We start from the raw sequence: 24,776 nt of genomic DNA, 5'->3' as shown, positions 1-24,776 counted from the left end.
ATAATAGCAGGACTTCTCTCTTTGCGCAAGTCCTTTTTTTCAATTTCTCAAATTTTTTCCGCTCCCTCCCCTGTTCAGGGCAAAGAAAAACAGCGGGCCGTCCCGGGATACCGGGGCGGCCCGCTGCAAAGAGAGGGCTTAACCTTATTCCAGCTCGAATGCGCCGGTGTACAGCTGGTAGTACACTCCATGCTGGGCAATCAGATCCTCGTGGTCGCCCCGCTCCACGATACGGCCGTGATCCAGCACCATGATGGCGTCGGAGTTGCGGACGGTGGACAGGCGGTGGGCGATGACAAAGACGGTGCGGCCGCACATCAGGGAGTCCATGCCCCGCTGGACAATGGCCTCGGTACGGGTATCAATGGAAGAGGTAGCCTCGTCCAGGATCATCACCGGGGGATCGGCCACGGCGGCCCGGGCGATGGCGATGAGCTGCCGCTGGCCCTGAGACAGGTTGGCGCCGTTGCCGGTGAGCATGGTATCGTAGCCCTGGGGCAGGCGGCGGATGAAGTCATCGGCGTTGGCAAGCACAGCGGCGGCCTCCACCTCCTCGTCGGTGGCGTCCAGGTTGCCGTAGCGGATGTTCTCACGGACGGTACCGGTAAAGAGGTTGGTATCCTGGAGCACGATGCCCAGAGAGCGCCGCAGGTCGGTCTTCTTGATGTCGTTGATGGAGATGCCGTCGTAATGGATCTTGCCGTCGGCGATATCGTAGAACCGGTTGATCAGATTGGTGATGGTGGTCTTGCCTGCGCCGGTGGCGCCCACGAAGGCCAGCTTCTGACCGGGCTTGGCGAAGAGGCTGATGTCGTGGAGGATGGTTTTCCCCTCCTCGTAGGCAAAGTCCACGTGGTCAAAGCGCACGTCGCCGGCCAGCTTGGTGTATTTGTAGCTGCCGTCCTCCTGGGGCTCCTTCCAGGCCCACAGGTTGGTGTGCTCCTTGGTTTCGTACAGATTGTCGTTCTGATCAAAGGCCACATTCACCAGAGTGACGGTGCCGTGGTCCTCCTCGGCAGGCTCATCCATCAGGTCAAAGATACGCTGGGCACCGGCCAGAGCCATGACCACCGAGTTGAGCTGCTGGGAGATCTGGCTGATGGGGTTGGACAGGCTCTTGGACAGCTGCAGGAAGGTGGCGATGACACCCAGGGTGATACCGGCGCCGATGCCGCTGAGGGCCAGAGCGCCGCCGGCCATGGCGATGATAACATACTGGATGTTGCCGATGTTGATGAGGATGGGCATGAGGATGTTGGCATATTTGTTGGCCTTGTCGGCGCTCTCAAAGAGAGCGTCGTTCACCGCGTCAAAGCCCTCCTGGGCCTCCTCCTCGTGGCAGAAGACCTTGACCACCTTCTGGCCGTTGATCATCTCCTCAATATAGCCGTTCAGATCGCCCAGCTTGATCTGCTGGCGGATGAAGTAGCGGCCGCTGCGGCCCGCCAGGAAGCGGGTGACGCACAGCATGACAATGATACACAGGATGACCACGCCGGTCATCATCAGGTCGGTAAACAGCATGCCCACAAAGGCCACAATGATCATCATCAGGGAGTTGATGACCTGGGGAATGCTCTGGGAGAACATCTGACGCAGGGTATCCACGTCGTTGGTGTACACGCTCATCACGTCGCCATGGGCGTGGGTATCAAAATACTTGATGGGCAGGGACTGCATGTGGCTGAACAGATCGTCACGGATCTTCTTCTGCACGCCTTGGGAGATACCCACCATCAGGCGGTTGTAGGCCAGGGCACACAGGGCGCCGGTGAGGTACAGGCAGCCCATCATGATGAGGGCGCGGATCAGTCCGTCAAACACCGGATTGTCCATAGCCAGCAGGGGCGTGATATAGTCGTCGATGAGGGAGCCCAGGAACAAGGAGCCGGACACCGAAGCGATAGCGCTGACCAGGATGCACAGCAGCACCAGCACGAACTTGAGGCCGTAGCCCCGGCCCACATAGCCCATCAGGCGGCGTACGGTGCGGGATTTCTTCACCGGCGAGCCGGGCCGCATGTTGTTAGTTTTCATCCTCGCCGCCTCCTCTCGTCTGGGATTCATAGATCTCTCGGTAAATGTCGCAGGTCTTGAGCAGCTCATCGTGGGTGCCCATAGCGGCGATCTTGCCGCCGTCCATCACCAGGATCTTGTCGGCGTCCTCGATGGAGGAAATACGCTGGGCGATGATGAACTTGGTGGTGTCGGGGATCTCCTCCCGGAAGGCCTTGCGGATGAGGGCGTCGGTCTTGGTGTCCACGGCGGAGGTGGAGTCGTCCAGGATGAGGATCTTGGGCTTCTTCAGCAGGGCCCGGGCGATACAAAGCCGCTGCTTCTGGCCGCCGGATACGTTGGAGCCGCCCTGCTCGATATGGGTGTTGTACTTGTCGGGGAACTCCTGCACGAAGGAGTCAGCCTGGGCCAGCTTGCACACCCGGACCATCTCCTCGTCGGTGGCCTCCTTGTTGCCCCAGCGCAGGTTCTCCTTGATGGTACCGGAGAAGAGCACGTTTTTCTGGAGCACCATGGCCACCTGCTCCCGGAGGGCCTCCATGTCGTAGTCCCGCACGTCCACGCCGCCCACCAGCACGCGGCCCTCGGTGGCGTCGTACAGACGGGGGATCAGCTGGACCAGGGTGGTCTTGGAGGTACCGGTGCCGCCCAGGATGCCCACGGTCTCACCGGATTTGATGATCAGGTTCACATCCTTCAGGCACTCCTTGGTGGGGTCCTTGGCATAGCTGAAGCTGACGTTCTCAAAGACCACGGAGCCGTCCTTCACCTCATGGATGGGATCGGGGCCGTTCTTCAGATCGCTCTCCTCGTTGAGCAGTTCCACGATACGCTCGGCGGAGGCCCGGGAGATGATGATCATGACCAGCACCATGGACAGCATCATCAGGCTCATGAGGATCATCATGGTGTAGCTGAACATACTGGTAAGCTGGCCGGTAGTCAGCTGGCCGCCCACCACCAGGTTGGCGCCCAGCCAGGACACGGTGAGCATACAGGCATAGACACAGATCTGCATCAGGGGCATGTTGAAGGCCACCAGCTTTTCGGCCTTGGAGAAGTCCATATAGATCTCGTTGGACACCTTGCCGAACTTCTCCCGCTCATGGTCCTCCCGAACGAAAGACTTGACCACCCGGATGCCCAGCAGGTTTTCCTGCACCACGTTGTTCAGCCAGTCATACTTCTTGAACACCCGCTCAAAGAGAGGATGGGCGGACTTCATGATGACCAGCAGACCCACCGCCAGGATGGGAATGACGATGAGGAAAATAAGGGCCAGCTGGGGGTTGATGGTAAAGGTCAGCACCCAGGCACAGATGAGCATGATGGGGCAGCGCACTGCGATGCGGATGATCATCATGAAAGCCATCTGAACGTTGGTCACATCGGTGGTCAGACGGGTAATGATACCGCCGGTGGAGTACTTATCGATGTTGGAAAAGGAAAATTTCTGTACATTGCGGTACATCTCCCGACGCAGGTTGCGGGAGAAGCCGGTGGACGCCCGGGCGGCGAACCGTCCCGACAGGGCGCCCAGCAGCAGGGCGATCATGGCCATGGCAATAACCAGAACGCCATACTGGATGATATGGGCCATACTGCCCGCCTTGACGCCCTCATCCAGCAGCTTACCGGTCATCATGGGGATGAGCACGTCAAAGGCCACCTCGCCGATCACAAAGATGGGCGTGAGGATGGTATCCCGCTTGAATTCCTGGATGCAGCTGGTCAGGCCCCGTTTTTTCTTCATAGGGTTCCCTCCTTAGGATTTCGCTGCGCAGAAACGCCCCGGCGGGATGTTTCTGCGTTTTATAAGCCGCCCTCCTGGACGGCTTACATGAGATTTTGCTTTAATTTTTCCACGGTGCTGAGAAATTGCTCCACCTCCGCCTGACTGATCCCGCGAATCAGCTGGTTCTCCACGCTGTCGATCCGCTCCATCACCTGCTGGCAGAGGGCGTCAGCCTTGGGGGTGGTGGTCACCCGCTTGAGCCGGGCGTCCCGCTCCACCGCCTGTCGGCTAATAAAGCCTTGCGCCTCCAGCCGTTTCAGCAGCCGGGAAGCGGTGGAACGGCGGATATAGAAGGCCTCTTCAATGTCCTTCTGGCAGATCTCCTGATCCTGGTTGTGGGCCAGAAAACCCAGCACCTTCACCTGCATCTCGGTGAACTCATCCCCATCATTGGTACCCGCCGACTCCAGCACCTTGCGCCGCAGCAGATTGGACAGGGCCTTGATCTCATAGCCAACGTGGCGCTCCTGCCGCATGCCGTCATCTCCTTTTGTCGTACTGTATTCAGTTTAGTTTGTCTGCTAACAGTTGTCAATGCACAACATTCACAAAACCCCGTTGAAAGTCAAGCTTTCATTCTGTCACTCTCTGTTTGCACCTTAAAGTAACCTTAAATTGTTCCCTTTTCTACGGTTATCCATTGGAGCAAAACACGCAAAAAGGCCCGCCGCAGTTTGCGGCGGGCCTTGGTCTGCACCTTTTTACTTCTTTTCCCGGTCGGCGGTGATGAGCAGCTTGACCGCCTCGATGCCCACCTCCAGAGCGGCAGAGAGGTCGTGGCTCTCGGTCTGGTCCAGACCGGCGTTCTCCCGCTCCTGGTTCCAGATCACATGGAAGCAGGAGCCGCAGCGCACCCCCAGGGCTGCGGCGCAGCAGAAGAGGGCGGCCGACTCCATCTCGGAGGCCAGCACCCCCAGCCGCTTCCAGGCCTCCCATTTGTACAGCAGCTCCTGGGCCACTGGCATCCGGGCGGGGCTGTGCTGGCCGTAGAAGGAGTCCTTGCACTGGACCACACCGGCGTGCCAGGGCTTGCCCAGATTCTTGGCCGCCTGGACCAGAGCGTTCTGCACTTCGAAGTCGGCCACCGCCGGGAATTCAATGGGGGCATATTCCCGGCTGGTGCCTTCATGCCGGATGGCGCCGGTGGCAATCACCACATCGTCGCTCTTGACCGGCAGGGCGATGCCGCCGCAGGTGCCCACCCGAATAAAGGTATCCGCCCCGATGTTGTGGAGCTCCTCCATGGCAATGGCGGCGGAGGGACCGCCGATGCCGGTGGAGCACACGCTTACCTTCTCCCCCAGCAGGGTGCCGGTGTAGACGGTGTACTCCCGGTTGGAGCCGATCCGCACCGGATCGTCAAAATAGGCTGCGATCTTCTCGCAGCGGCCCGGGTCGCCGGGCAGGAAGCAGTAGCGCCCCACATCCCCGGCCTTACATTTAATATGGAATTGCAGCTCATGCTCATGCATTGCGATGTACCTCCTTGGGAATCAGACACAGCCCGGCATGCCGGACAACGGTATGCTGTATTATATCAGTTTTTTGCCCGGTTTACAAGGTGCACAAATCCTCCCCATTTTTGTAACGATTTGTTGTTGCTTTTTTTGTCCATCCGTTTTAAAATATTTCTGGCCCGGCAGATACCCTGTTTCTGCCTGTGCCATACCGCCGGTGGGAAAGGAGGACATTTCATATGAAAAGAGCCGTTGTGATGTCCTCTCTGGCCCTGGTGTGCGGACTGCTGCTGGGCTGGCTGGTGGGCAGCAGTTTCCTTCCGCCTATCCATGTACACACCAACGCCTCCGCCATCTCCCCCGCCGTCTCTCCCGGCATCCTCAGCAACAACCGGTACGGCGTTTCCGCCGCTCCAGAGGAGGAGGAACCGCTGGACACTGAGGACAACACCCCCCTGCTGGATCGGGCCGGGCAGGCACTGGAGGCTCTGAAAGAGAAGAACTATGCCGCCCTGTCCAGACTGGTCCACCCGGAGCATGGCGTCACTCTGACCCCCTATTCCACTGTGGACCCCAGCTGCGACAATGTACTCACCCAGGCCGAAGTGGCCCGCCTGTCCACCGACGAGGAGGTTTACACCTGGGGCCTGTACGACGGCTCCGGCGAACCCATCCGCTGTACCGGCCAGGAGTATTTTGACCGCTACGTCTTCAACGCCGACTATACCGAGGCCCCCCAGGTAGGCATCGACACCGTGCTCATCAGCGGCAACGCCCTGGAAAACGTGGACGCCGTCTATGAGGACGGCCGCTTCGTGGAGTACCACTTCCCCGGCATCGACCCCGCCCGGGAGGGCTTTGACTGGTGTTCCCTCAAGCTGGTGTTTGAGGTGTGGAACAACGACTGGTATCTGGTGGGCATGATCCACGGCGAGTGGACCGTCTGATTGATCCTGTTTTTTCCGTCCTGCCGGCCTATGCCGGCAGGATTTTTTTGGTGTTGCTTCTTGTTTTTTCGCCTTCTTGCGTCAAAGTGCGGGGATTTATGAAAGAGTGCTTGCATCCGCGGACAGATTGCGTTAAGATGGGCTTTACAATCGAAGTGTTTCCCCGGGACGGGGCGCCTTGTGTGTGTGCGCTGCCGCCCCCGGCGGGCATGATCGTACGCGGATACCACGGTATCCCGAAAGGATGAGTGTAGTTTGAAAATCATCATCGTGGGAGACGGAAAGGTAGGCTTCACCCTGGCGGAGCACCTCTCTCAGGAGGAGCACAACGTCACCGTCATTGACACCAATGACGACGCCCTGCGCCGGGCCTCCGAGTCCCTGGACGTCATGTGCGTCAAAGGCAACGGTGCCTCCATCTCCGCCCTGAAGGAATCGGGCGCGGGTTCGGCGGACGTGCTGATCGCGGCCACCAGCCTGGACGAGGTGAACATGGTGTGCTGCCTGACCGCCAAGCGGCTGGGCGCCAAGTTCACCATCGCCCGTGTGCGCAACGTGGAGTACGCCATGGAGCTGTCCAGTATGAAGCAGGAGCTGGGCATCGACATGGCCATCAACCCGGAGAATGCCACCGCTGTGGAGATCTCCCGGCTGCTGCGCTTCCCCAACGCCGCCAACATCGAGACCTTCTGCCGGGGCCGGGTGGAGCTCATCAGCTTCCGGGTGCGGGAGGGGGACTTTCTGGCGGGACAGCCTCTTTCCGCCCAGACCGGCAAGATCCGGGAACTGGCCATGCTGGTATGCGCGGTGGAGCGGGAGGACGGCAAGGTCATCATCCCAGACGGTTCCTTCGTGCCCCATGCGGGCGACCGGCTCTATCTGGTGGGCCAGCCCTCCGGTCTGACCGCCTTCTTCCATCTGCTGGGCCGGCATACTCCCAAGCTCCACTCTGCCTTTATCATCGGCGGCGGACGGGTCGCCCACTATCTCACCGCCATTCTGCTCAAGCTGGGCATGCGGGTCAAGATCGTGGAGCGCAAGCCGGAGCGCTGCCGTCTCCTCAGCGACATGCTGCCCCACGCCCTCATTATTCAGGGCGACGGCACCGACCAGGAACTGCTGGAGGAGGAGAATGCCAGTGCCTCCGACGCCTTCATCGCCCTCACCGACCGCGACGAGGACAACATCATCATCTCCCTCTACGCCATGCAGCAGGGGGTGAAAAAGGTGGTGGCCAAGTCCAACCGGCAGAATTACACCGGCATCGCCCACGCCGCCGGTCTGGACAGCGTCATCTCCCCCAAGCTCATCACCGCCAGCCAGATCCTTCAGGTGGTCCGTGGCATGCAGAACTCCAAAGGCAGCGTCATGAACGCCCTGTACAAGATCTGCGACGGCCACGCTGAGGCTCTGGAGTTCATCGCCAATGAGACCACCCACAATCAGGGCATCCCCCTGAAGGACCTGCGGCTGAAAAAGGGTATCCTCATCGCCGTACTGGTCCACAAGGGCCAGATCATCATTCCCGACGGCTCATCCTCCATCACCGCCGGCGACACCGTCATTCTGATCTCCCGCAACCACGGCATTCTGGATCTGAACGACATCTACGAGGACTCTCTGCTGGATCTGGGGGCGGCGCAATGAATTTCAGACTGGTATTCAAGGTCACAGGCAAGGCCCTGATGGTGGAGGCCGTGTCCATGCTGATCCCCCTGCTGGTGAGCCTGATCTACCAGGAGGACCCCACCCCATTTCTGTTTACCATCCCGTTGGTAATGATCATCGGCTTTCTGCTCTCCCTCCTGCCCAGCAACGACCACTTCTTCCCCCGGGAGGGCTTCTTCTCCGTGGCCCTGATCTGGCTGCTGATGGGCGCCTTCGGCGCACTTCCTTTCTATTTCAGCGGCTTCTTCCCCACCTACATCGACTGCTTTTTTGAAGCGGTCTCCGGCTTTACCACCACCGGCGCCTCCATTCTGACGGCGGTGGAGCCTCTGCCCCGGGGCATCCTGTTCTGGCGCTCCTTTATTCACTGGCTGGGCGGTATGGGAGTGCTCATCCTCACCATCGCCCTGCTGCCCAGTCTGGGCGCCCGCACCCTCCACCTGATGAAGGCGGAGAGCCCCGGCCCGGTGGTCAGCAAGCTGGTGCCCAAGTCCAGCCAGTCCTCCAAGATCCTCTATGGAATCTATTGCGGGCTGACCGCCATCGAGGTAATTGCTCTGCGCATCGCCGGTATGCCCTGGTACGACAGCATCGTCCACTCTTTTGCCACTGCCGGCACCGGCGGCTTCTCCACCCGCAACATCTCGGTGGCTGCCTACGGCAGCCCCGCCATCGAGATCATCATCACCATTTTTATGCTGCTGTTCTCGGTGAACTTCTCTCTGTACTTCCTGCTGCTGTGCGGCAAGGTGAAGCAGGTGCTCCAGAGCGACGAGCTGCGCTTCTTCCTCATTGTGGTCTTTGCCAGCATCGTTCTCATCTCCATCAACATCTGGGACTTCTACCCCACCGGCGGCGAGTCCATCCGCCACGCCGCCTTCCAGGTAGGCTCCATCATCTCCACCACCGGCTTTGCCAGCACCGACTTCAACCTGTGGCCGGAGTTCTCCCGGGTACTGCTGGTGCTGCTCATGTTCATCGGCGCCTGCGCCGGCTCCACCGGCGGCGCCATCAAGTGCTCCCGTGTGCTGCTGCTGGGCCGGTGCATCAAGCGGGAAATCCGCCAGGTCATCCACCCCAGAGCGGTCAACGTGGTGAAGCTGGACGGCCGGGTAGTGGAGGAAAGCGCCCTGCGCTCGGTCCACATCTTCTTCTCCGCTTACATTCTCATCACGCTGGGGGCCACCCTGCTGGTGTCCATCGACAACTACTCCTTCGGCACCACCTTTACCGCCGTGGTCTCCTGCATCGGCAATATCGGCCCCGGCCTGGAATTGGTGGGTCCCATGGGCAATTACGCCCTCTTCTCCGGCTTCTCCAAGCTGGTGCTCTCCCTGTGCATGATCGTGGGCCGGCTGGAGGTTCTGCCCATTCTGGTGCTCTTTAGCGGAAATGCATGGAAACGTTCTTGAACTGACCGGTCGTTTTTGTCCAAAGCGTCAAATCCTCGGATTTGACGCTTTCTTTTTTGAATACTCTTGCCAAGAGGATGCATTTTGAGGTATTATAAGGATGTCTGTAAAACCGGGAAGCCTTACGCTGCAAGGGCTTTCCGAAACAAAGGAGTTGGGTAAGATGATCGAAAATCTCTTTTGGCTCGGTCTAGTGGGTGCTTTAATCGCGCTTATCTTTGCCGTAGCCCAAGCAAGAAAGGTGCTAAGATTCTCCGAAGGCACCGAATTGATGCAGAAGCTGGCTGCTTCCATCCGTAAAGGCGCTAACGCTTACCTTAAGCGTCAGTATACCACTGTCGCAAAGATCTTTATTATTGTCTTCGTTGTCCTGCTGGTGCTGGCCTGGCAGAATATGCTGGATAACTGGTTTATCCCCTTCGCCTTCCTCACCGGCGGTATCTATTCCGGTCTGGCCGGCTTTGTGGGCATGAAGATCGCCACCTCCGCCAACGCACGTACCGCCAACGCTGCTCATGAGAGCCTGAACCGCGGTCTGAACGTTGCCTTCTCCTCCGGCGCCGTCATGGGCTTCACCGTGGTTGGCCTGGGCCTGCTGGACGTGTCCATCTGGTTCCACATCCTGAAGTACATCGCCGGCTTTGACGGCCCCCAGATTGCCCAGACCATGGTTATGTTCGGCATGGGCGCCTCCTTCATGGCTCTGTTCGGCCGCGTGGGCGGCGGTATCTTCACCAAGGCCGCCGACGTGGGCGCCGACCTGGTGGGTAAGGTTGAGGCCGGTATCCCCGAGGATGACCCCCGCAACCCCGCCACCATCGCCGACAACGTAGGCGACAATGTGGGCGACGTGGCCGGCATGGGCGCCGACTTGTACGAGTCCTACGTTGGCTCCATCCTGGCTACCTTCGCTCTGGGCGCCGCCGCCTATGCCGCTGACGGCCTGACCTGGAACGCCATGCTGCTTCCCCTGGTCATCGCCGTGGTGGGCGTCATCTGCTCCGTGCTGGGCAGCTTCCTGATCCGCACCAAGGAGGACGCCACTCAGAAGTCCCTGCTGGCCACCCTGCGTAAGGGCACCTACACCGCCGCCGTGCTGGCCGCCATCATTGCTGCCCCTGTCACCTACTATATTATGGGCTCCTGGGGCCCCTACATCGCCATCCTGGCCGGCCTGGTGGCCGGCTGCGCCATCGGCTACTTCACCGAGTACTACACCTCCGACACCTATAAGCCCACCCAGAATCTGGCCGACTCCACCGAGACCGGCGCCGCTACCACCATCATCGGCGGTATCTCTCTGGGCATGCTGTCCACCGCCGCTCCCATCATCATCATCGGCATCGCCATCATCGTCTCCTTCCTGGCTGCCGGCGGCTCTCTGACCACCGGCGGCGCCGACTATGAGATCCTCTTCTCCAAGGGCCTGTACGGCATCGGCATCGCCGCCGTGGGCATGCTGTCCACCCTGGGCATCACCCTGGCCACCGACGCTTACGGCCCCGTGGCCGACAACGCCGGCGGCATCGCCGAGATGAGCGGCCTGGGCGAGGAGGTCCGCAACCGCACCGACGCTCTGGACTCCCTGGGCAACACCACCGCCGCCACCGGTAAGGGCTTCGCCATCGGCTCCGCCGCCCTCACCGCTCTGGCCCTGCTGGTCTCCTACGTGGACGTGGTCAAGGGCAAGCTGGACCACGCCATGGATCTGTCCCTCACCAACCCCGCCGTGCTGGTGGGTCTGTTCGTGGGCGCTATGCTCACCTTCATCTTCGCCGCCCTCACCATGAGCGGCGTGCAGCGTGCCGCCCAGTCCATCGTGGTGGAGGTCCGCCGTCAGTTCCGCGAGATCTCCGGCATCATGGAGGGCAAGGCCGATCCCGACTACGCCTCCTGCGTGGACCTGTGCACCAAGGGCGCTCTGCATGAGATGGTCATCCCCTCCCTGCTGGCCATCATCGTTCCCGTTATCGTGGGTCTGATCCTGGGCGCTGAGGCCGTTGTGGGCCTGCTGGGCGGCGTCACCGTCACCGGCTTCGTGGTGGCCGTGTTCATGTCCAACGCCGGCGGCGCCTGGGACAACGCCAAGAAGTACATTGAGGCCGGCCATCACGGCGGCAAGGGCTCCGACTGCCACAAGGCCGCCGTCATCGGCGACACCGTGGGCGACCCCTTCAAGGACACCTCCGGCCCCTCTCTGAACATCCTGATCAAGCTGTGCTCCACCGTCTCCATCGTGTTCTCCGGCCTGATCACCACCATTCACCTGTTCTAATCGCACATAAAAAAAGGACGCCTGCGGGCGTCCTTTTTTTATGCCTGTTTTAGCTCAACTCAAACATGCCGTGGTACAGCTGGTAGTACTCCCCCTGCTGGGCCAGCAGGTCCTCATGACTGCCCCGCTCCACGATCTGGCCCTGTTCCAGCACCATAATGGCGTCGGCGTTGCGGACGGTGGACAGCCGGTGGGCGATGACGAAGACGGTCCGCCCCTCCATCAGCTGATCCATGCCCTTCTCGATCAGGGCCTCGGTACGGGTGTCGATGGAGGAGGTGGCCTCGTCCAGAATGAGCACCGGTGGGTCGGCCACCGCCGCCCGGGCAATGGCCAGCAGCTGCCGCTGGCCCTGGGACAGGTTGGCCCCGTCCGCCGTCACCATGGTGTCGTAGCCCTGGGGCAGGCGGCGGATGAAGGAGTCGGCGTTGGCGATTTTGGCTGCCTGCTCCACCTCCTCCATGGTGGCGTCCAGCTTGCCGAACCGGATGTTGTCGGCGATGGTGCCGGTAAAGAGGTGGGTATCCTGGAGCACCATGCCCAGAGAGCGGCGCAGATCGTCCTTTCTGATATCCCTGACGTCGATGCCGTCGTAGGTCACCCTCCCCTTCTGCACGTCGTAGAACCGGTTGATCAGGTTGGTGATGGTGGTTTTGCCCGCGCCGGTGGAGCCCACAAAGGCGATCTTCTGGCCGGGCTTTGCAAAGAGGCTGATGTTTTTCAGGATGGGGTGGCCGTCATCGTAGCCGAAGGTGACCTCCTCAAAGCGAACGTCCCCCCGCAGGGGCGCGGCGGATCCATCAGGCTTGCGCCACACCCAGCTTTCCCCCGCCTTCTCCAGCCTGACCTCACCCTCATCCACCTCAGGCGGCTGGTCCATGGCCTCAAAGACCCGCTCAGCGCCCGCCAGGGCGGCCAACAGGAAGTTGGTCTGCTGGGTAAACTGATTGATGGGCATGGCCGCCTGTCGTACGAAAACCAGATAGCTGGCCAGACTGCCCACGTCGGTCATGCCCGCCATGGCCATATAGCCCCCCAGGGCGGCCACGATGGCGTAATTGATATAGGAGATGCTCACCACCGCCGGGATCATGGTGGCGGCGTACCCCTGGGCGCCGGTGCCTGCCTTGCGGAGGGCCTCGTTCTTCTCCCGAAAAGTCCGCAGGTTGGCCCTCTCATGGTTGAAGACCTTGACCACCTTCTGACCCGCCACCATCTCCTCGATATAGCCGTCCAGATCGCCCAGCGCGGCCTGCTGCTTGCGGTAGTAGGCCTTGCTTCGCGTTCCGCTGAACCGGATATAGAGGAACATGACCGCATAGCACACCGCCACCACCAGGGTGAGCCGCCAGTTGAGGATAAAGAGCATGGTCAGAGTACCGACCACCTGGATGAAGCTCTGGATCACCATGGCGAAGCTGTTGTTGAGAGCGTCGGAGATGGTGTCCACGTCGTTGGTGAAGTAGCTCATCACATCGCCGTGACGGCGGGTGTCAAAGAAGCGCAGGGGCAGCTTCTGGAGGTGGGCGAACAGGTCACGCCGGATATCATAGAGCACCTTCTGAGCCGCCTTCACCATGGTCTGGGTATATCCCCAGGCAGCCAGAGCGCCGGCCAGATAGATGGCGGCGGTGAGGGCCACCCCCTGCAGCAGGGCCGCCATCCCTCCGGTAGCCAGGTTGTTGACCACCGGCCGGATCATGTAGGTGCCCAGCAGGTTGGCCAATGCGCTGATGGTGACCAGCACCGCCACCGCCAGCAGCAGGAACTTGTGCCGCCCCATGTAGGACAGGAGAGTGCGCAGGGTATAGCCCAGGTGCTTGGGCTTTTTGGCACTGAGCTGTCTAGCCATGCTCCTCCCCTCCTTTCATCTGGGATGCGTAGATCTCCTGATAGATGGGGTCCCGGTCCAGCAGCTCCCGGTGGGTACCGGCGGCATGGATTTTGCCATCCTCCAGGATCACAATGAGATCGGTATGCATCACCGAGGTAATGCGCTGGGCAATGATGATCTTGGTGACGCCGGTGAGCCCGGCAAGGGCGGTGCGGATTTTCCCCTCGGTGGCGGTGTCCACCGCCGAGGTGGAGTCATCAAAGATGAGGATCTTGGGCCGTTTCAGCAGGGCCCGGGCGATGCACAGCCGCTGCTTCTGGCCGCCGGAGACATTGACGCCTCCCTGCCCCAGATCGGTGTCCAGGCCGTCAGGCATCCGCTCCAGAAACTCATCGGCGCAGGCCGCCCGGCAGGCCGCCCACAGCTGCTCATCGTCGGCATCCGGATCTCCCCACCGGAGATTCTCCCGGACGGTGCCGGAGAAGAGCACATTTTTCTGGAGCACGATGCCCACCGCGTCCCGCAATGTCGTAAGGTCATACTCCTTTACATCATGCCCCCCACCTTCACAACACCCTCGGTGGCGTCGTACAAACGAGGGATGAGCTGGACCAGGGTGGTTTTGGCGGAGCCGGTGCCTCCCAGGATACCTACAGTCTGCCCCGCCCTGATGTGCAGGTCCACCCCGGACAGGGCGTACTCCCTGGCGTCGGCGTGGTATTTGAAGGACACATGCTCAAAGTCCACACTGCCGTCGGCCACCTCCCCCACCGGCTCTGCCGGGTCGGTCAGCGCCGGGTCCTCGTCCAGCACCTCCGCGATGCGGTGGGCGCTGGCCAGAGACCGGGTGAGCAGCAGGAACACATTAGAGATCATCATAAAGGAGTTCATCACCTGGAGCACGTAGCTGAGAAAGCCGGTGAGCTCTCCCACCTGGAGACCGCCCTTCAGGATCATGCCGCCGCCAAACCACAGGATAAGCACGATGGCGGTGTACATGGTGAACTGGAAGGCGGGCAGGTTGAGCACCGCGAAGTGGAAGGTCCGCTGGCTGGTGTTCATGAGCTCCTGGTTGACCGCCTGGAACTTCTCCTCCTCGTATTCCCCCCGGACAAAGGCCTTTACGGCCCGGATGGCGGTGAGCCCCTCCTGCACCACATTATTGACCTTATCCATGGCCTTCTGGAGCCGTCCGTACATGGGAGCCACCTTGCGCACCACCAGGAAGAGGATCAGGGCAAGAATGGGAGCGGTCACCACAAAGATGAGGGCCAGACGGGCATTCATCCAGAAGGACAGGCCCACCCCCATCACCAGCATCACCGGACTGCGCGCCAGGGGCCGCAGTCCGCCGTTGATGGCGTTCTGGAGCACCGTCACGTCGCTGGTCAGCCGGGTGACCAGGGAAGAGCTCTCAAACCGGTCCAGGTTGGAAAAGGCATAGTCCTGCACCCGCTCATATTGGGCCTGACGGATGTTGGCGCCCCAGCCATAGGCCGCCCGGGCGGCAAATCGAGCATACAGCAGGCCGGTAACCAGGGCCAGCAGAGCGCACACACCCATCTGGACTCCTTTGATCACAATGTAATGGAGGTCCCGGGCCTCCACACCCACATCGATGAGGTCGGCCATCAGCACCGGGATCACCAGCTCAAAGGCCGTCTCCACCAATACCAGCAGCCCGCCGATGAGCAGGTCCCGCAGGTAGGGACCCAGATAAGACAGCAGCCGCTTCAATTCCCTCATGGCTGTCCCTCCTTCTCCGAACGCAGATTGCGGTAGGCCCGGCCCAGATAGTCGGCAAACTGCTGCCGCTCCTCCGGTGTGAAGCCCTCCAGCATCCGCTCCTCCATGTCCCGGCAGCAGGCCTGCCAGGTGTCATAGGCCGCCTGGCCCGCCGGGGTGATCTCCACCCGGTCCCGGCGCTTGTCCTGCCCGTCCCCGCAGCGGGTCACAAAGCCCCCCTTCTGCAGGCTGTCCAGCATCCGGCACACCGCCGCCGGGTCGATCTCATAGTAGTCGGCCAGCTGACGCTGACGGCAGGGTCCGTTGCGGCTGAGATAGCCCAGCAGCTTGGGCTGCCCTGTCCCCAGCCCCACCTGAGCCAGACAGGGACGCAGGGCCCCCCGCTGGGCGTGGAAGGCCCGGTAGAGCAGCATATGGAAGGAATGTTCCATCCATCCCACCTCCATGTTGATATATCAATCATTGATATGTCAATTATATGTCATTTCAGAGCGCTGTCAAGTCTCTTCCTCACCGGGATTTTACTTGCAACCGGCCCTATAAAGTGGGATAATGTTGCCAACGAAACCCAAAAGGAGGCCCTCCCTATGGAAGCCAAGAAAGCATATCGCCCGGAAAACCTGCACTACCTGAAAATGCTGGCCCGGCAGTATCCCAATGTGCAGGCCGCCAGCACTGAGATCATCAACCTTCACGCCATCCAGAACCTGCCCAAGGGCACCGAGCACTTCATCTCCGACGTCCATGGGGAGTATGAGGCCTTCCTCCACATCCTGAACTCCGCCTCCGGCGTGGTGCGGGAGAAGCTGGACTCCCTCTTTGCCACCACCGTTTCCAAGGCCGACCTGGACCAGCTGGCCACCCTCATCTACTACCCCCAGGAGAAGCTGGAGGAGATCGAGCGGGAGACGGCTGACATGCGGGAGTGGTACCGCATCACCTTCCACCGGCTCATTGAGATGTGCCGGCTGGTCAGCTCCAAGTATACCCGCTCCAAGGTCCGTAAAGCCATGCCTCCGGAATACGCCTACATCATCGATGAAATGATCCATACCCACTATGAGGACATGGACAAGCGGGATTACTATGAGAACATCATCTCCACCATCATCGACATCGACCGGGCCTCCAACTTCCTGGTGCAGCTGTGCGAGCTCATCAAGCGACTGGCGGTGGACCACCTCCATCTGGTGGGCGATATCTTTGACCGGGGTCCCCGTGCGGACATCATTCTGGACTCCCTGATGGACTACCACAGCGTGGACATCCAGTGGGGCAACCACGACGTGCTGTGGATGGGCGCCGCCTCCGGCTCCCGCACCCTGGTGGCCACCGTGCTGGCCAACTCCCTGCGCTACAACAACCTGGAGGTCATTGAGACGGGCTACGGCATCTCTCTGCGGCCTCTGTCGGTGTTTGCCAACGAGGTGTACAAGGACTGCGATATCCACCGCTTTGAGGTGAAGCTCACCAATGAGGACGCCGCCCACTACACTGAGAAGGACAAGCTGCTGGCCGCCCGGATGCACAAGGCCATCACCATCATCCTCTTCAAGCTGGAGGGGCAGAAGCTGCTGCGCAACCCCTGCTTTGGCATGGCGGACCGGCTGCTGCTGGACAAGATCGACTATGAAAACAAGTGCATCACCATTAACGGCGTCACCTATCCCCTGGAGGACACCGACTTCCCCACCGTGGACCCCAAGGACCCCTACACCCTTACCGAGGAGGAGAGCATCCTCATCGATCAGCTGACCAGCTCCTTCCTCCACAGCGAGAAGCTCCAGCGCCACGTCCGTTTCCTCTACTCCAAGGGCAGCCTGTACAAGGTATACAACGGCAATCTGCTCTTCCACGGCTGTATCCCCATGACGGAGGACGGTCAGCTCCAGTCCTTCACCATCGGGGGCAAGACCCTGTCGGGCAAGGCCTTCCTGGACTACGCCGACCAGAATGCCCGCCAGGCCTACTACAGCAAGCCGGGCACCGCGGAGCGGGAGTTCGGCATGGACTTTTTGTGGTTCCTGTGGGCGGGCCGCAACAGTCCCATATTCGGCCGGGACCGGATGACCACCTTCGAGCGGCGGCTCATTTTGGACGAGTCCACCTGGACCGAGCCCAAAAACGCCTACTATCAGCTGTACAACGACCCGGCGGTGTGCGAGCGGCTGCTGAAGGAATTCGGCCTGGAGGGCCCCCACTGCCACATCGTCAACGGCCATGTACCCGTCAAGTCCAAGAAGGGCGAGAGCCCCATGAAGGCGGGGGGCAAGCTGCTGGTCATTGACGGCGGCTTCTGCAAAGCCTACCAGAAGACCACCGGCATCGCCGGCTACACCCTGATCTACAACTCCGCCTGCTTCCGCCTGGTGTCCCATGAGCCCTTTGTGGGCCGGGCCAACGCCATCCGGGAAAACCAGGACATCGCCTCCTCCTCGGTGGTGTTTGAGCGGCTGGAATCCAGGCTGAAGATTGCCGGTACCGATGTGGGCCGCCAGCTCCAGGAGCAGATTGACGATCTGATGGCCCTGGTCCAGGCCTTCCGCAGCGGTGAGATCGTGGAGGACCATAAGGATTAAAAAAGAGGGATACCGCCTGCGGCGGTATCCCTCTTTTACTTCCCCGGTCTTGACGACGGGCATTTCTTATGGTATTCTTCTTTTACTCATTTAGTAATTTAGTAAATAACTAAAATTTGGGAGGTCACCATGCAGATCCCTACCAATTTAAAACACAAGCCGGTCTTTGTGGCCGAGGACTACAGCAACATTGACGGCCGCAGCGCCTATCAGACCGACGCCCAGGGCCTGAGCCTGGGCCTGGCCCAGTGGAATGACCGGGGCCGGGTGGACATTTCCGCCAAGGTCTGGCGGCATACCGGAGAGAAGTGGTCCCGCCAGTCGGAGGAGCTGCCCCTCCACCGGGTACTGGATCTGGCCATTCTCACCTGCCGGGCAGTCCACTATATCCGGGAGGAGAGCTACCGCTACCCCGCCCTGTACGACCCGGAAAAGCCCCAGATTGACCGGGTGGGCCTCCAGGGTGACGCCATGACAGTGGAAGTTTGCACCGGCAACGACCACATCGACGAGGATATCGCCCTGTTTCGGGACGCATTGGCCCGGGACGGCGACCTGCTGGGCGAGCGCATGCAGGTACTGGCCCGTCTGCTGGCCGACCTGGGGTACCACGCCTGAAAAAGGAGCCCGCGGCAAGTGCCGCGGGCTCCTTTTGTTCAGGTCCGGTTATTCAGATAGGCGTCGATGCCGTTGGCGATACCCAGGGCGATCTTCTGCTGGTAGGTGGGGTCGCACAGCCGGGCCAGCTCCCCCGGATGGGTCATAAAGCCGGTCTCCACCAGCACGGCGGGCATGGTGGTTTCCCGCAGCACCTGGAAGTTGGCCGAGGGGGTACCCCGGCCAATGCCTCCGGTAGCCGCTACCACCCCGTCCTGCACCTGCTGGGCCAGGGCCGCACCCTTGGTGCTGTTGGGATAGTAGTAAGTAAAAATACCCTCATAGTCGTTCCGGTCCAGGGCGTTGCAGTGGATACTGACAAAGAGCTCCGCATCGGCAGCGTTGGCCATCTTGGCCCGGTCCGCCAGACTCACCGAGTCGTCCCCCGTCCGGGTAGGCACCACGTTATAGCCCCGGTCCTCCAAAATCTCCGCCAGCATCAGGGACATGGGAAGTGTCAGGTCCTTCTCCTTCACATCATTTCCATTGGCGTCGGGATAGACCGCGCCGGGCTGATTGCCTCCGTGGCCTGGGTCGATGGCAATGGTAATCTTACCGGGCTCCAGAGGCGGCAGCTCCGGCTGCTCCGGCGCTTCGGAAACGCTGACCCGCACCTGATTGCCACCGGCAGACACAGACAGGTTCTGGGCGTAGCTGACGCCGGAGGCCAGATCCAGCACCAGGCGCAGGGTATGGGGATAGCCATACCCCAGGTCGTCCCCGTGCTGGGAGCAGCGGATTTGCTCAATGGCATCGCTCTCCACCGAAAGAATCAGGTCCTTCCCCACCGCCGGGGCGTATACCGCACCCAGCAGGTCGATGGCCAGCCGGTCCCCCAGATCTAGAATACGGTATTGGGGGGTGTGGTCGGCGGTCACGGTAAAGGTTTGGGTCGTTTTATCAAAGTCCAGCCCAGTGATCCAACCCAGGTCGCCCTCCTCCGGTCCGGTAGGATCAGTGGGAGGCTGGGGCTTCTCCTCCTTGGGGGAGGTGATGGCCGCGGTGGCAGTATCCCCCTGCCACTCCACCTGGGCCCCCAGCTGCTCAGAGACAAAGCGCAGGGGCACCATGGTGCTCTCCTTCCCCTCCCATTTCACCACGCCGGCGGGGATCCCATCGGGCAGCTGGACCTGCTTGCCGTCCACCAGGGCGGAGGCGGAGCCCAGAGTCAGCACGATGGTGCTCCCCTCCCGCAGGATGACCACCTGCCGGGTCTCAGGCACCCAGGTCACCGTGGCCTCCAGGGCCTCGGAGATCAGCCGAACGGGCACCAGGGTACGGCCGTTCTGGCTGCCCGCCGGATACTGGACCAGGGCGGGCACGTCCACCGGCGTCAGGGGGGCGCCGTCCAGTGTCAGGTTGATCCGGTCGGTGACGGTGGGCTGTCCGTAGCTCTGACTTACTTCATCATAAAAGGTAACGGTCATTTTCTCCATTCCCGCCGCCGCGGCCCCGGGCAGTACGCCCACCAGCAGGGTCAGCAGCAGCAGGATCCAGGTCAGGTGTCTCTTCATGCCATGCTCCTCGTCTTGTCTCGTGTTTATTTGACCTATTTTACCCTATCTTTCCCAACCCCGTCAAGAAATCCAGGGTAAAAATAGTTGACATAATTTTACCTCTTTAGCCCGATATTTTGCAAAAGCGGCCCAACCTCTTGCACTTGAGGAAAAAAGTTGGTATGATGAACAGTAATTCAAGAGCATCGGAGGGAATCGTATGCTGAACATCACCCGTCAGGGCGTCTACTATAAAAACAATGCCTTTGTCCCCGCCCAGGACGGCCCCGCTGCCGGCCTGCCCGCCCCAGAGGAGGCCAAAAAGGGCACTATGGCCTGGTCCATTCTGGCCTCCCACAATACCAGCGGCTCCATGGACAGTCTTGCCATCAAGTTTGACGCCATGGCCTCCCATGACATCACCTATGTTGGTATTATCCAGACTGCCCGGGCCTCCGGCATGAAGGAATTCCCGCTGCCCTATGTGCTCACCAACTGCCATAACTCCCTGTGCGCCGTGGGCGGCACCATCAACGAGGACGACCACGTCTTTGGCCTGTCCGCCGCCAAGAAGTACGGCGGTGAGTTCGTTCCCGCCCACCAGAGCGTCATCCACTCCTACATGAGAGAGCGGTACGCCGCCCCCGGCAAGATGATCCTTGGCTCCGACTCCCACACCCGCTACGGCGCCTACGGCACCATGGCTATCGGCGAGGGCGGCCCCGAGCTGGCCCGGCAGCTGCTGGAAAAGACCTATAACATCTCCTATCCCAAGGTCATCGCCATCTACCTCACCGGCGCCCCCATTCCCGGCGTGGGTCCCCAGGACGTGGCTCTGGAGCTCATCCGCTCCACCTTCAAGGACGGCACCGTCAAGAACGCCGTCATGGAGTTCTTCGGTCCCGGCGTGGCCAACCTGTCCATGGACTACCGCTCCGGCATCGACGTGATGACCACCGAGACCACCTGCCTGTCCTCCGTGTGGGTGGCCGACGACACCCTGAAGGACCACTTGGCCGTGCTGGGCCGGGGCAATGAGTTCAAGGCTCAGGCGCCCGCCGACGGCGCCTACTATGACGGGGTCATCCATGTGGAGCTGGACAAGATCCGGCCCATGATCGCCCTGCCCTTCCACCCCTCCAATGCCTACACCATTCAGGAGTTCAAGGAGAACATGGCCGACCTTCTCCATCAGGTAGACGAGGACACAGTGCATCAGCTCAAGCTGAAGAGCAAGCCCGCCTCCCTGCTGAACAAGATCGTGGACGGCAAGTTCATGGTGGATCAGGGCGTCATTGCCGGCTGCTCCGGCGGTACCTATCAGAACATCGTCCGGGCCGCCCAGGTGCTGGACGGCCACGCCATCGGCTCCGACGCCTTCTGGCTGTCCGTCTATCCCACCAGCCAGCCCGTCAACCTGGAGCTGACAAAGCGGGGCTATATCGCCTCCCTGATGGCGGCGGGCGCCTCCATCCGCTCCTGCTTCTGCGGTCCCTGCTTCGGCGCCGGCGACGTGCCCGCCAACGGGGCCTTCTCCATCCGCCACTCCACCCGCAACTTCCCCAACCGGGAGGGCTCCAAGCCCTCCGACGGTCAGGTGTCCTATGTGGCCCTGATGGACGCCCGGTCCATCGCTGCCACCGCCCTCAACGGCGGCGCCCTCACCGGGGCCGACGAGCTGCCCAACGCCCCTGTGGATCCCGCCGTGGAGCCCTTCGCCTATGACGACACCCCCTACAAGGCCCGGGTGTATTTCGGCGTGGGCAAGGCCGACCCCGATCAGAAGCTGGTCTTTGGCCCCAACATCGCCGACTGGCCGGAGCAGGTGGCCCTGCCCGACAACCTGCTGCTCACCGTGTGCTCCGCCATCTATGATCCCGTCACCACCACCGACGAGCTGATCCCCTCCGGCGAGACCTCTTCCTACCGCTCCAACCCCATCAAGCTGTCCGAGTTCGCCCTGAGCCGGAAGGATCCCCAGTATGTTCCCCGTGCCAAGGAGGTGCTGGCTCTGGAGCGCCTGCGCCGCACCAATCCCGAGGCTCCCGAGGTGAAGGAGGCCCTGATGGGCCACGATGCCGCCAACACCGGCCTGGGCTCCCTGGTGATGGCCCTCAAGCCCGGCGACGGCTCCGCCCGTGAGCAGGCCGCCTCCTGCCAGCGTGTGCTGGGCGGCGTGGCCAACCTGGCCGCCGAGTATGCCACCAAGCGCTACCGCTCCAACGTGGTGAACTGGGGTATGCTGCCCTTCATCGCGGAGGATGTGAAGGACTGGAACATCCAGCCCGGCGACAAGCTGTACATCCCCGGCGTGCGCACCGCCCTGGACAGCGGGGCCGACGTGGTGCCCGCCGTGCTCCTCCAGAACGGCAGCCAGCGTACCGTCACCCTGAAGCTGCCCGGCATGACCCGGGAAGAGAGAGACATTGTTCTCGCCGGTTGCCTCATCAACTACTACGCCAAATAAGAGCCGTGGGCGCTGCAGTTTGCAGCGCCCACCTTCTTAAAAGGAGAATCAACCTATGGTCTCAAAGCCCACTCCCCTGCTGCCCACCAAACCCCTGGCCGCCACCAACACCATCTCCGGCTTCCGGGTGCGGCCCGGTCTTTTTCTGCTCAACGGCGCCAACGTGGTGCCCGGCGGGGTCAGCTTCACCATCCACTCCATCAACGCCACCTACTGTGAGCTGTGCCTCTTCCGCCGCACCCAGCAGGAGCCCTTTGCCATTCTCCCCTTCCCGGAGAACTTCCGTATCGGCAACACCTTCTCCATGATCGTCTTTGACCTGGACATCTATGAGATCGAGTACGCCTACCGGATGGACGGCCCCAACGACCCGGACCGGGGCCTGCTCTTCGACAAGACCAAGTACCTGCTGGACCCCTACGCCCGGGCGGTCACCGGCCAGAGCATCTGGGGCAGCAACCAGACCCCCGGCTGCTCCTACCACGCCCGGGTGGTGGAGGACATCTTCGACTGGGGGGATTTTCACGACCCTCATCTGCCCTTCCGGGACATGATCATCTACGAGACCCACGTCCGGGGCTTCACCCAGCACCCCTCCTCCGGAGTGAAACACCCCGGCACCTTTGAGGGCCTGCTGGAAAAGCTGCCCTACCTGCTGGAGCTGGGGGTCAACACCGTGGAGCTGATGCCCATCTTCGAGTTTGACGAGATGGCGGATGAGCGCATCGTGGACGGCCGGCAGCTGCTCAACTACTGGGGCTACAACACCGTCTGCTTCTTCGCCCCCAACACCAGCTACACCGCCACCCCTGAGTTCAACCACGAGGGCACCCAGCTCAAGCAGCTGATCCGCACCCTCAACGAGCACGGCATCGAGGTCATTCTGGATGTGGTGGTCAACCACACCGCCGAGGGCAACGAGCAGGGCCCCTTCTTCTCCTTCAAGGGGCTGGACAACAACATCTACTACATGCTCACTCCCGACGGCAAGTACTACAACTTCTCCGGCGTGGGCAACACCCTCAACTGCAACCACCCGGTGGTGCGGCAGTTCATTCTGGACTGCCTGCGGTACTGGGTAGTGGAGTACCGGGTGGACGGCTTCCGGTTCGATCTGGCCTCCATTCTGGGCCGGGATACCGACGGCTCTCCCCTGTCTGAGCCGCCCCTGCTGGAAAGCCTGGCCTTCGACCCCATTCTGGGGCGGGTTAAGCTCATCGCAGAGGCCTGGGACGCCGGTGGGCTGTATCAGGTGGGCTCCTTCCCCTCCTGGAACCGGTGGGCCGAGTGGAACGGCAAGTACCGGGACGACCTGCGCTGCTTCCTGAAGGGAGACAGCGGCCTGGCCTGGGCGGCGGTCCAGCGCATCACCGGCTCCGCTGACCTCTATCCCCCCTCCCAGCGGCAGAACGCCTCGGTGAATTTCCTCACCTGCCATGACGGTTTCACCCTGTACGACCTGTATTCCTACGATCAAAAGCACAACGAGGCCAACGGCTGGGGCAATACTGACGGGGCCAACGACAACAACAGCTGGAACTGCGGCGTGGAGGGCGACACGGAGGACCAGGCGGTGCTGGCCCTCCGGGACCGGCTGATGAAAAACGCCTTCGCGGTGCTGCTGTGCAGCCGGGGCACCCCCATGTTCCTGGCGGGGGACGAGTTTGCCAACACCCAGTTCGGCAACAACAACGCCTACTGTCAGGACAATGAGATCTCCTGGCTGGACTGGTCCCGGCTGGAGAACCATCAGGACCTATTCCGCTTCGTCTCCCGGATGATCGCCTTCCGGAAGGAGCACCCTATCGTCCGGGGGGAGACCGCCCCCGCCCGGTGCGGCTGGCCCTCGGTGTCCCTCCACAACGGCGCGGCCTGGAACGCCAAGATGGACGAACAGACCCGGCAGATCGGGGTGCTCTTTACCGGCCGCAACAGGGACGACACCGCCGACGAGATGATCCTGCTGGCGGTCAATTCCCACTGGCACTCCCACTGGCAGGGGCTGCCTGAGCTGCCCTCCGGCCTGCGGTGGAGCCTGGTGCTTCACACCGCCTGCCCCGACCCCTTTGCCGCCGGGCCTCTCTTCAGCGGCAAAGGCCTGGAGATGGGCCCCCGGTCGGTGGCGGTCTTTCAGGCGGTGAGCGGCCGCAGCTGATTTCCTTCTTTCACAAGGCCATTTGACCTTTTTGCCGAAATGTTGTGAAAGCAGACAAAATTCCCCTTCCGCCCTTGCCAAGCCTCAAAAAATCCGATATTATTTTACATAGGTCATACAAACAGGGAGGTACTGGGATGTCAGCAATGCATTGGCACTACCGCATCACATGGTTCATCCACGGCACCAACCTGTCTAATCTCAGGGTCTGAATCCATCAGGGCATCCGTATATCGGATGCCCTGATTTATTTTTTCTTTCCCTGAAAAATT

The 24,776-nt window shown here is 61.3% G+C and carries 15 protein-coding genes and 1 pseudogene; 8 read left to right on the top strand and 8 right to left on the bottom strand.

Annotated features, from left to right (window positions below; translation table 11 throughout):
• Window positions 1-144: 144 nt before the first annotated feature.
• The 4 genes from B5G34_RS13190 to udp form a co-directional block, all read right to left on the bottom strand.
• The gene (locus B5G34_RS13190; protein ID WP_204245954.1) at window positions 145-2,037 is read right to left on the bottom strand and encodes an ABC transporter ATP-binding protein; all 1,893 of its coding nucleotides are present in this window, start codon (window positions 2,035-2,037) and stop codon (window positions 145-147) included.
• Window positions 2,027-3,769 (bottom strand): ABC transporter ATP-binding protein, encoded by a 1,743-nt coding sequence (locus B5G34_RS13185; protein ID WP_087338325.1) that lies wholly within the window; start codon window positions 3,767-3,769, stop codon window positions 2,027-2,029. Before B5G34_RS13185 ends, B5G34_RS13190 begins: the two co-directional genes overlap by 11 nt.
• An 83-nt stretch (window positions 3,770-3,852) precedes the next feature.
• Window positions 3,853-4,287, bottom strand: a complete 435-nt coding sequence (locus B5G34_RS13180) for a MarR family transcriptional regulator (RefSeq protein WP_087338323.1) — start codon at window positions 4,285-4,287, stop codon at window positions 3,853-3,855.
• 225 nt (window positions 4,288-4,512) lie between these two features.
• On the bottom strand, window positions 4,513-5,283 hold the full coding sequence (gene udp, locus B5G34_RS13175; protein WP_087338320.1) for a uridine phosphorylase: 771 nt from the start codon (window positions 5,281-5,283) through the stop codon (window positions 4,513-4,515).
• A gap of 224 nt (window positions 5,284-5,507) precedes the next feature.
• On the opposite strand from udp, the gene B5G34_RS13170 reads away from it, so the two are divergent.
• The 4 genes from B5G34_RS13170 (at window position 5,508) to B5G34_RS13155 (ending at window position 11,570) form a co-directional block, all read left to right on the top strand.
• Window positions 5,508-6,215, top strand: coding sequence for a hypothetical protein (locus tag B5G34_RS13170; RefSeq protein WP_087338317.1), 708 nt, complete (start codon window positions 5,508-5,510; stop codon window positions 6,213-6,215).
• A 255-nt stretch (window positions 6,216-6,470) separates the two neighbouring features.
• Window positions 6,471-7,862 carry a Trk system potassium transporter TrkA gene (gene trkA / locus B5G34_RS13165; RefSeq protein ID WP_087338315.1) on the top strand — a complete coding sequence of 464 codons (1,392 nt, stop codon included), beginning with the start codon at window positions 6,471-6,473 and terminating at the stop codon, window positions 7,860-7,862.
• Window positions 7,859-9,295 carry a TrkH family potassium uptake protein gene (locus tag B5G34_RS13160; RefSeq protein ID WP_087338312.1) on the top strand — a complete coding sequence of 479 codons (1,437 nt, stop codon included), beginning with the start codon at window positions 7,859-7,861 and terminating at the stop codon, window positions 9,293-9,295. The genes trkA and B5G34_RS13160 overlap by 4 nt, the downstream gene beginning before the upstream one ends.
• Before the next feature lie 163 nt (window positions 9,296-9,458).
• Window positions 9,459-11,570: a sodium-translocating pyrophosphatase gene (locus B5G34_RS13155; protein WP_087338309.1), complete on the top strand. Its 2,112-nt coding sequence runs from the start codon at window positions 9,459-9,461 to the stop codon at window positions 11,568-11,570.
• A 49-nt stretch (window positions 11,571-11,619) separates the two neighbouring features.
• On the opposite strand, the gene B5G34_RS13150 is transcribed toward B5G34_RS13155, so the two are convergent.
• The 3 genes and pseudogenes from B5G34_RS13150 to B5G34_RS13140 form a co-directional block, all read right to left on the bottom strand.
• Window positions 11,620-13,422 (bottom strand): ABC transporter ATP-binding protein, encoded by a 1,803-nt coding sequence (locus B5G34_RS13150; RefSeq protein ID WP_087338306.1) that lies wholly within the window; start codon window positions 13,420-13,422, stop codon window positions 11,620-11,622.
• Window positions 13,415-15,150, bottom strand: a pseudogene (locus B5G34_RS13145) (ABC transporter ATP-binding protein). Before B5G34_RS13145 ends, B5G34_RS13150 begins: the two are co-directional and overlap by 8 nt.
• Complete coding sequence (locus B5G34_RS13140) at window positions 15,147-15,581, bottom strand: MarR family winged helix-turn-helix transcriptional regulator (RefSeq protein WP_087338302.1); 435 nt, start codon at window positions 15,579-15,581, stop codon at window positions 15,147-15,149. The pseudogene B5G34_RS13145 and the gene B5G34_RS13140 overlap by 4 nt, the downstream one beginning before the upstream one ends.
• Window positions 15,582-15,737: 156 nt before the next feature.
• Between B5G34_RS13140 and B5G34_RS13135 the strand changes: the two genes are divergently transcribed.
• Both B5G34_RS13135 and B5G34_RS13130 read left to right on the top strand, forming a co-directional pair.
• Complete coding sequence (locus B5G34_RS13135) at window positions 15,738-17,729, top strand: fructose-1,6-bisphosphatase (protein ID WP_087338299.1); 1,992 nt, start codon at window positions 15,738-15,740, stop codon at window positions 17,727-17,729.
• Window positions 17,730-17,858: 129 nt separating this feature from the next.
• Window positions 17,859-18,347, top strand: a complete 489-nt coding sequence (locus B5G34_RS13130; protein WP_087338295.1) for a DUF6530 family protein — start codon at window positions 17,859-17,861, stop codon at window positions 18,345-18,347.
• 38 nt (window positions 18,348-18,385) lie between these two features.
• Here B5G34_RS13130 and B5G34_RS13125 read toward each other — a convergent pair whose 3' ends face one another.
• Window positions 18,386-19,900, bottom strand: coding sequence for an N-acetylmuramoyl-L-alanine amidase family protein (locus tag B5G34_RS13125; protein ID WP_087338292.1), 1,515 nt, complete (start codon window positions 19,898-19,900; stop codon window positions 18,386-18,388).
• A gap of 202 nt (window positions 19,901-20,102) precedes the next feature.
• On the opposite strand from B5G34_RS13125, the gene B5G34_RS13120 reads away from it, so the two are divergent.
• Together B5G34_RS13120 and B5G34_RS13115 are read left to right on the top strand one after the other, a co-directional pair.
• On the top strand, window positions 20,103-22,349 hold the full coding sequence (locus B5G34_RS13120; RefSeq protein ID WP_087338289.1) for a hydratase: 2,247 nt from the start codon (window positions 20,103-20,105) through the stop codon (window positions 22,347-22,349).
• A gap of 55 nt (window positions 22,350-22,404) precedes the next feature.
• Window positions 22,405-24,504, top strand: coding sequence for an alpha-amylase family glycosyl hydrolase (locus tag B5G34_RS13115; RefSeq protein WP_087338286.1), 2,100 nt, complete (start codon window positions 22,405-22,407; stop codon window positions 24,502-24,504).
• The last annotated feature ends 272 nt before the right edge of the window (window positions 24,505-24,776 follow it).

Origin of the sequence: Flavonifractor sp. An82, from assembly GCF_002159265.1 — a bacterium.
Taxonomy (GTDB): domain Bacteria; phylum Bacillota; class Clostridia; order Oscillospirales; family Oscillospiraceae; genus Flavonifractor.
The sequence above is the reverse complement of the archived record's forward strand: the minus strand, read 5'-3'. Positions and strand labels throughout refer to the sequence as shown.

Bases quoted from the DNA above. Each gene is read 5' to 3' on its own strand.
- B5G34_RS13190 (WP_204245954.1), bottom strand. From the start codon at position 2,037: ATGAAAACTAACAACATGCGGCCCGGCTCGCCGGTGAAGAAATCCCGC.
- B5G34_RS13185 (WP_087338325.1), bottom strand. From the start codon at position 3,769: ATGAAGAAAAAACGGGGCCTGACCAGCTGCATCCAGGAATTCAAGCGG.
- B5G34_RS13180 (WP_087338323.1), bottom strand. From the start codon at position 4,287: ATGCGGCAGGAGCGCCACGTTGGCTATGAGATCAAGGCCCTGTCCAAT.
- udp (WP_087338320.1), bottom strand. From the start codon at position 5,283: ATGCATGAGCATGAGCTGCAATTCCATATTAAATGTAAGGCCGGGGAT.
- B5G34_RS13170 (WP_087338317.1), top strand. From the start codon at position 5,508: ATGAAAAGAGCCGTTGTGATGTCCTCTCTGGCCCTGGTGTGCGGACTG.
- B5G34_RS13160 (WP_087338312.1), top strand. From the start codon at position 7,859: ATGAATTTCAGACTGGTATTCAAGGTCACAGGCAAGGCCCTGATGGTG.
- B5G34_RS13155 (WP_087338309.1), top strand. From the start codon at position 9,459: ATGATCGAAAATCTCTTTTGGCTCGGTCTAGTGGGTGCTTTAATCGCG.
- B5G34_RS13150 (WP_087338306.1), bottom strand. From the start codon at position 13,422: ATGGCTAGACAGCTCAGTGCCAAAAAGCCCAAGCACCTGGGCTATACC.
- B5G34_RS13140 (WP_087338302.1), bottom strand. From the start codon at position 15,581: ATGGAACATTCCTTCCATATGCTGCTCTACCGGGCCTTCCACGCCCAG.
- B5G34_RS13135 (WP_087338299.1), top strand. From the start codon at position 15,738: ATGGAAGCCAAGAAAGCATATCGCCCGGAAAACCTGCACTACCTGAAA.
- B5G34_RS13130 (WP_087338295.1), top strand. From the start codon at position 17,859: ATGCAGATCCCTACCAATTTAAAACACAAGCCGGTCTTTGTGGCCGAG.
- B5G34_RS13125 (WP_087338292.1), bottom strand. From the start codon at position 19,900: ATGAAGAGACACCTGACCTGGATCCTGCTGCTGCTGACCCTGCTGGTG.
- B5G34_RS13120 (WP_087338289.1), top strand. From the start codon at position 20,103: ATGCTGAACATCACCCGTCAGGGCGTCTACTATAAAAACAATGCCTTT.
- B5G34_RS13115 (WP_087338286.1), top strand. From the start codon at position 22,405: ATGGTCTCAAAGCCCACTCCCCTGCTGCCCACCAAACCCCTGGCCGCC.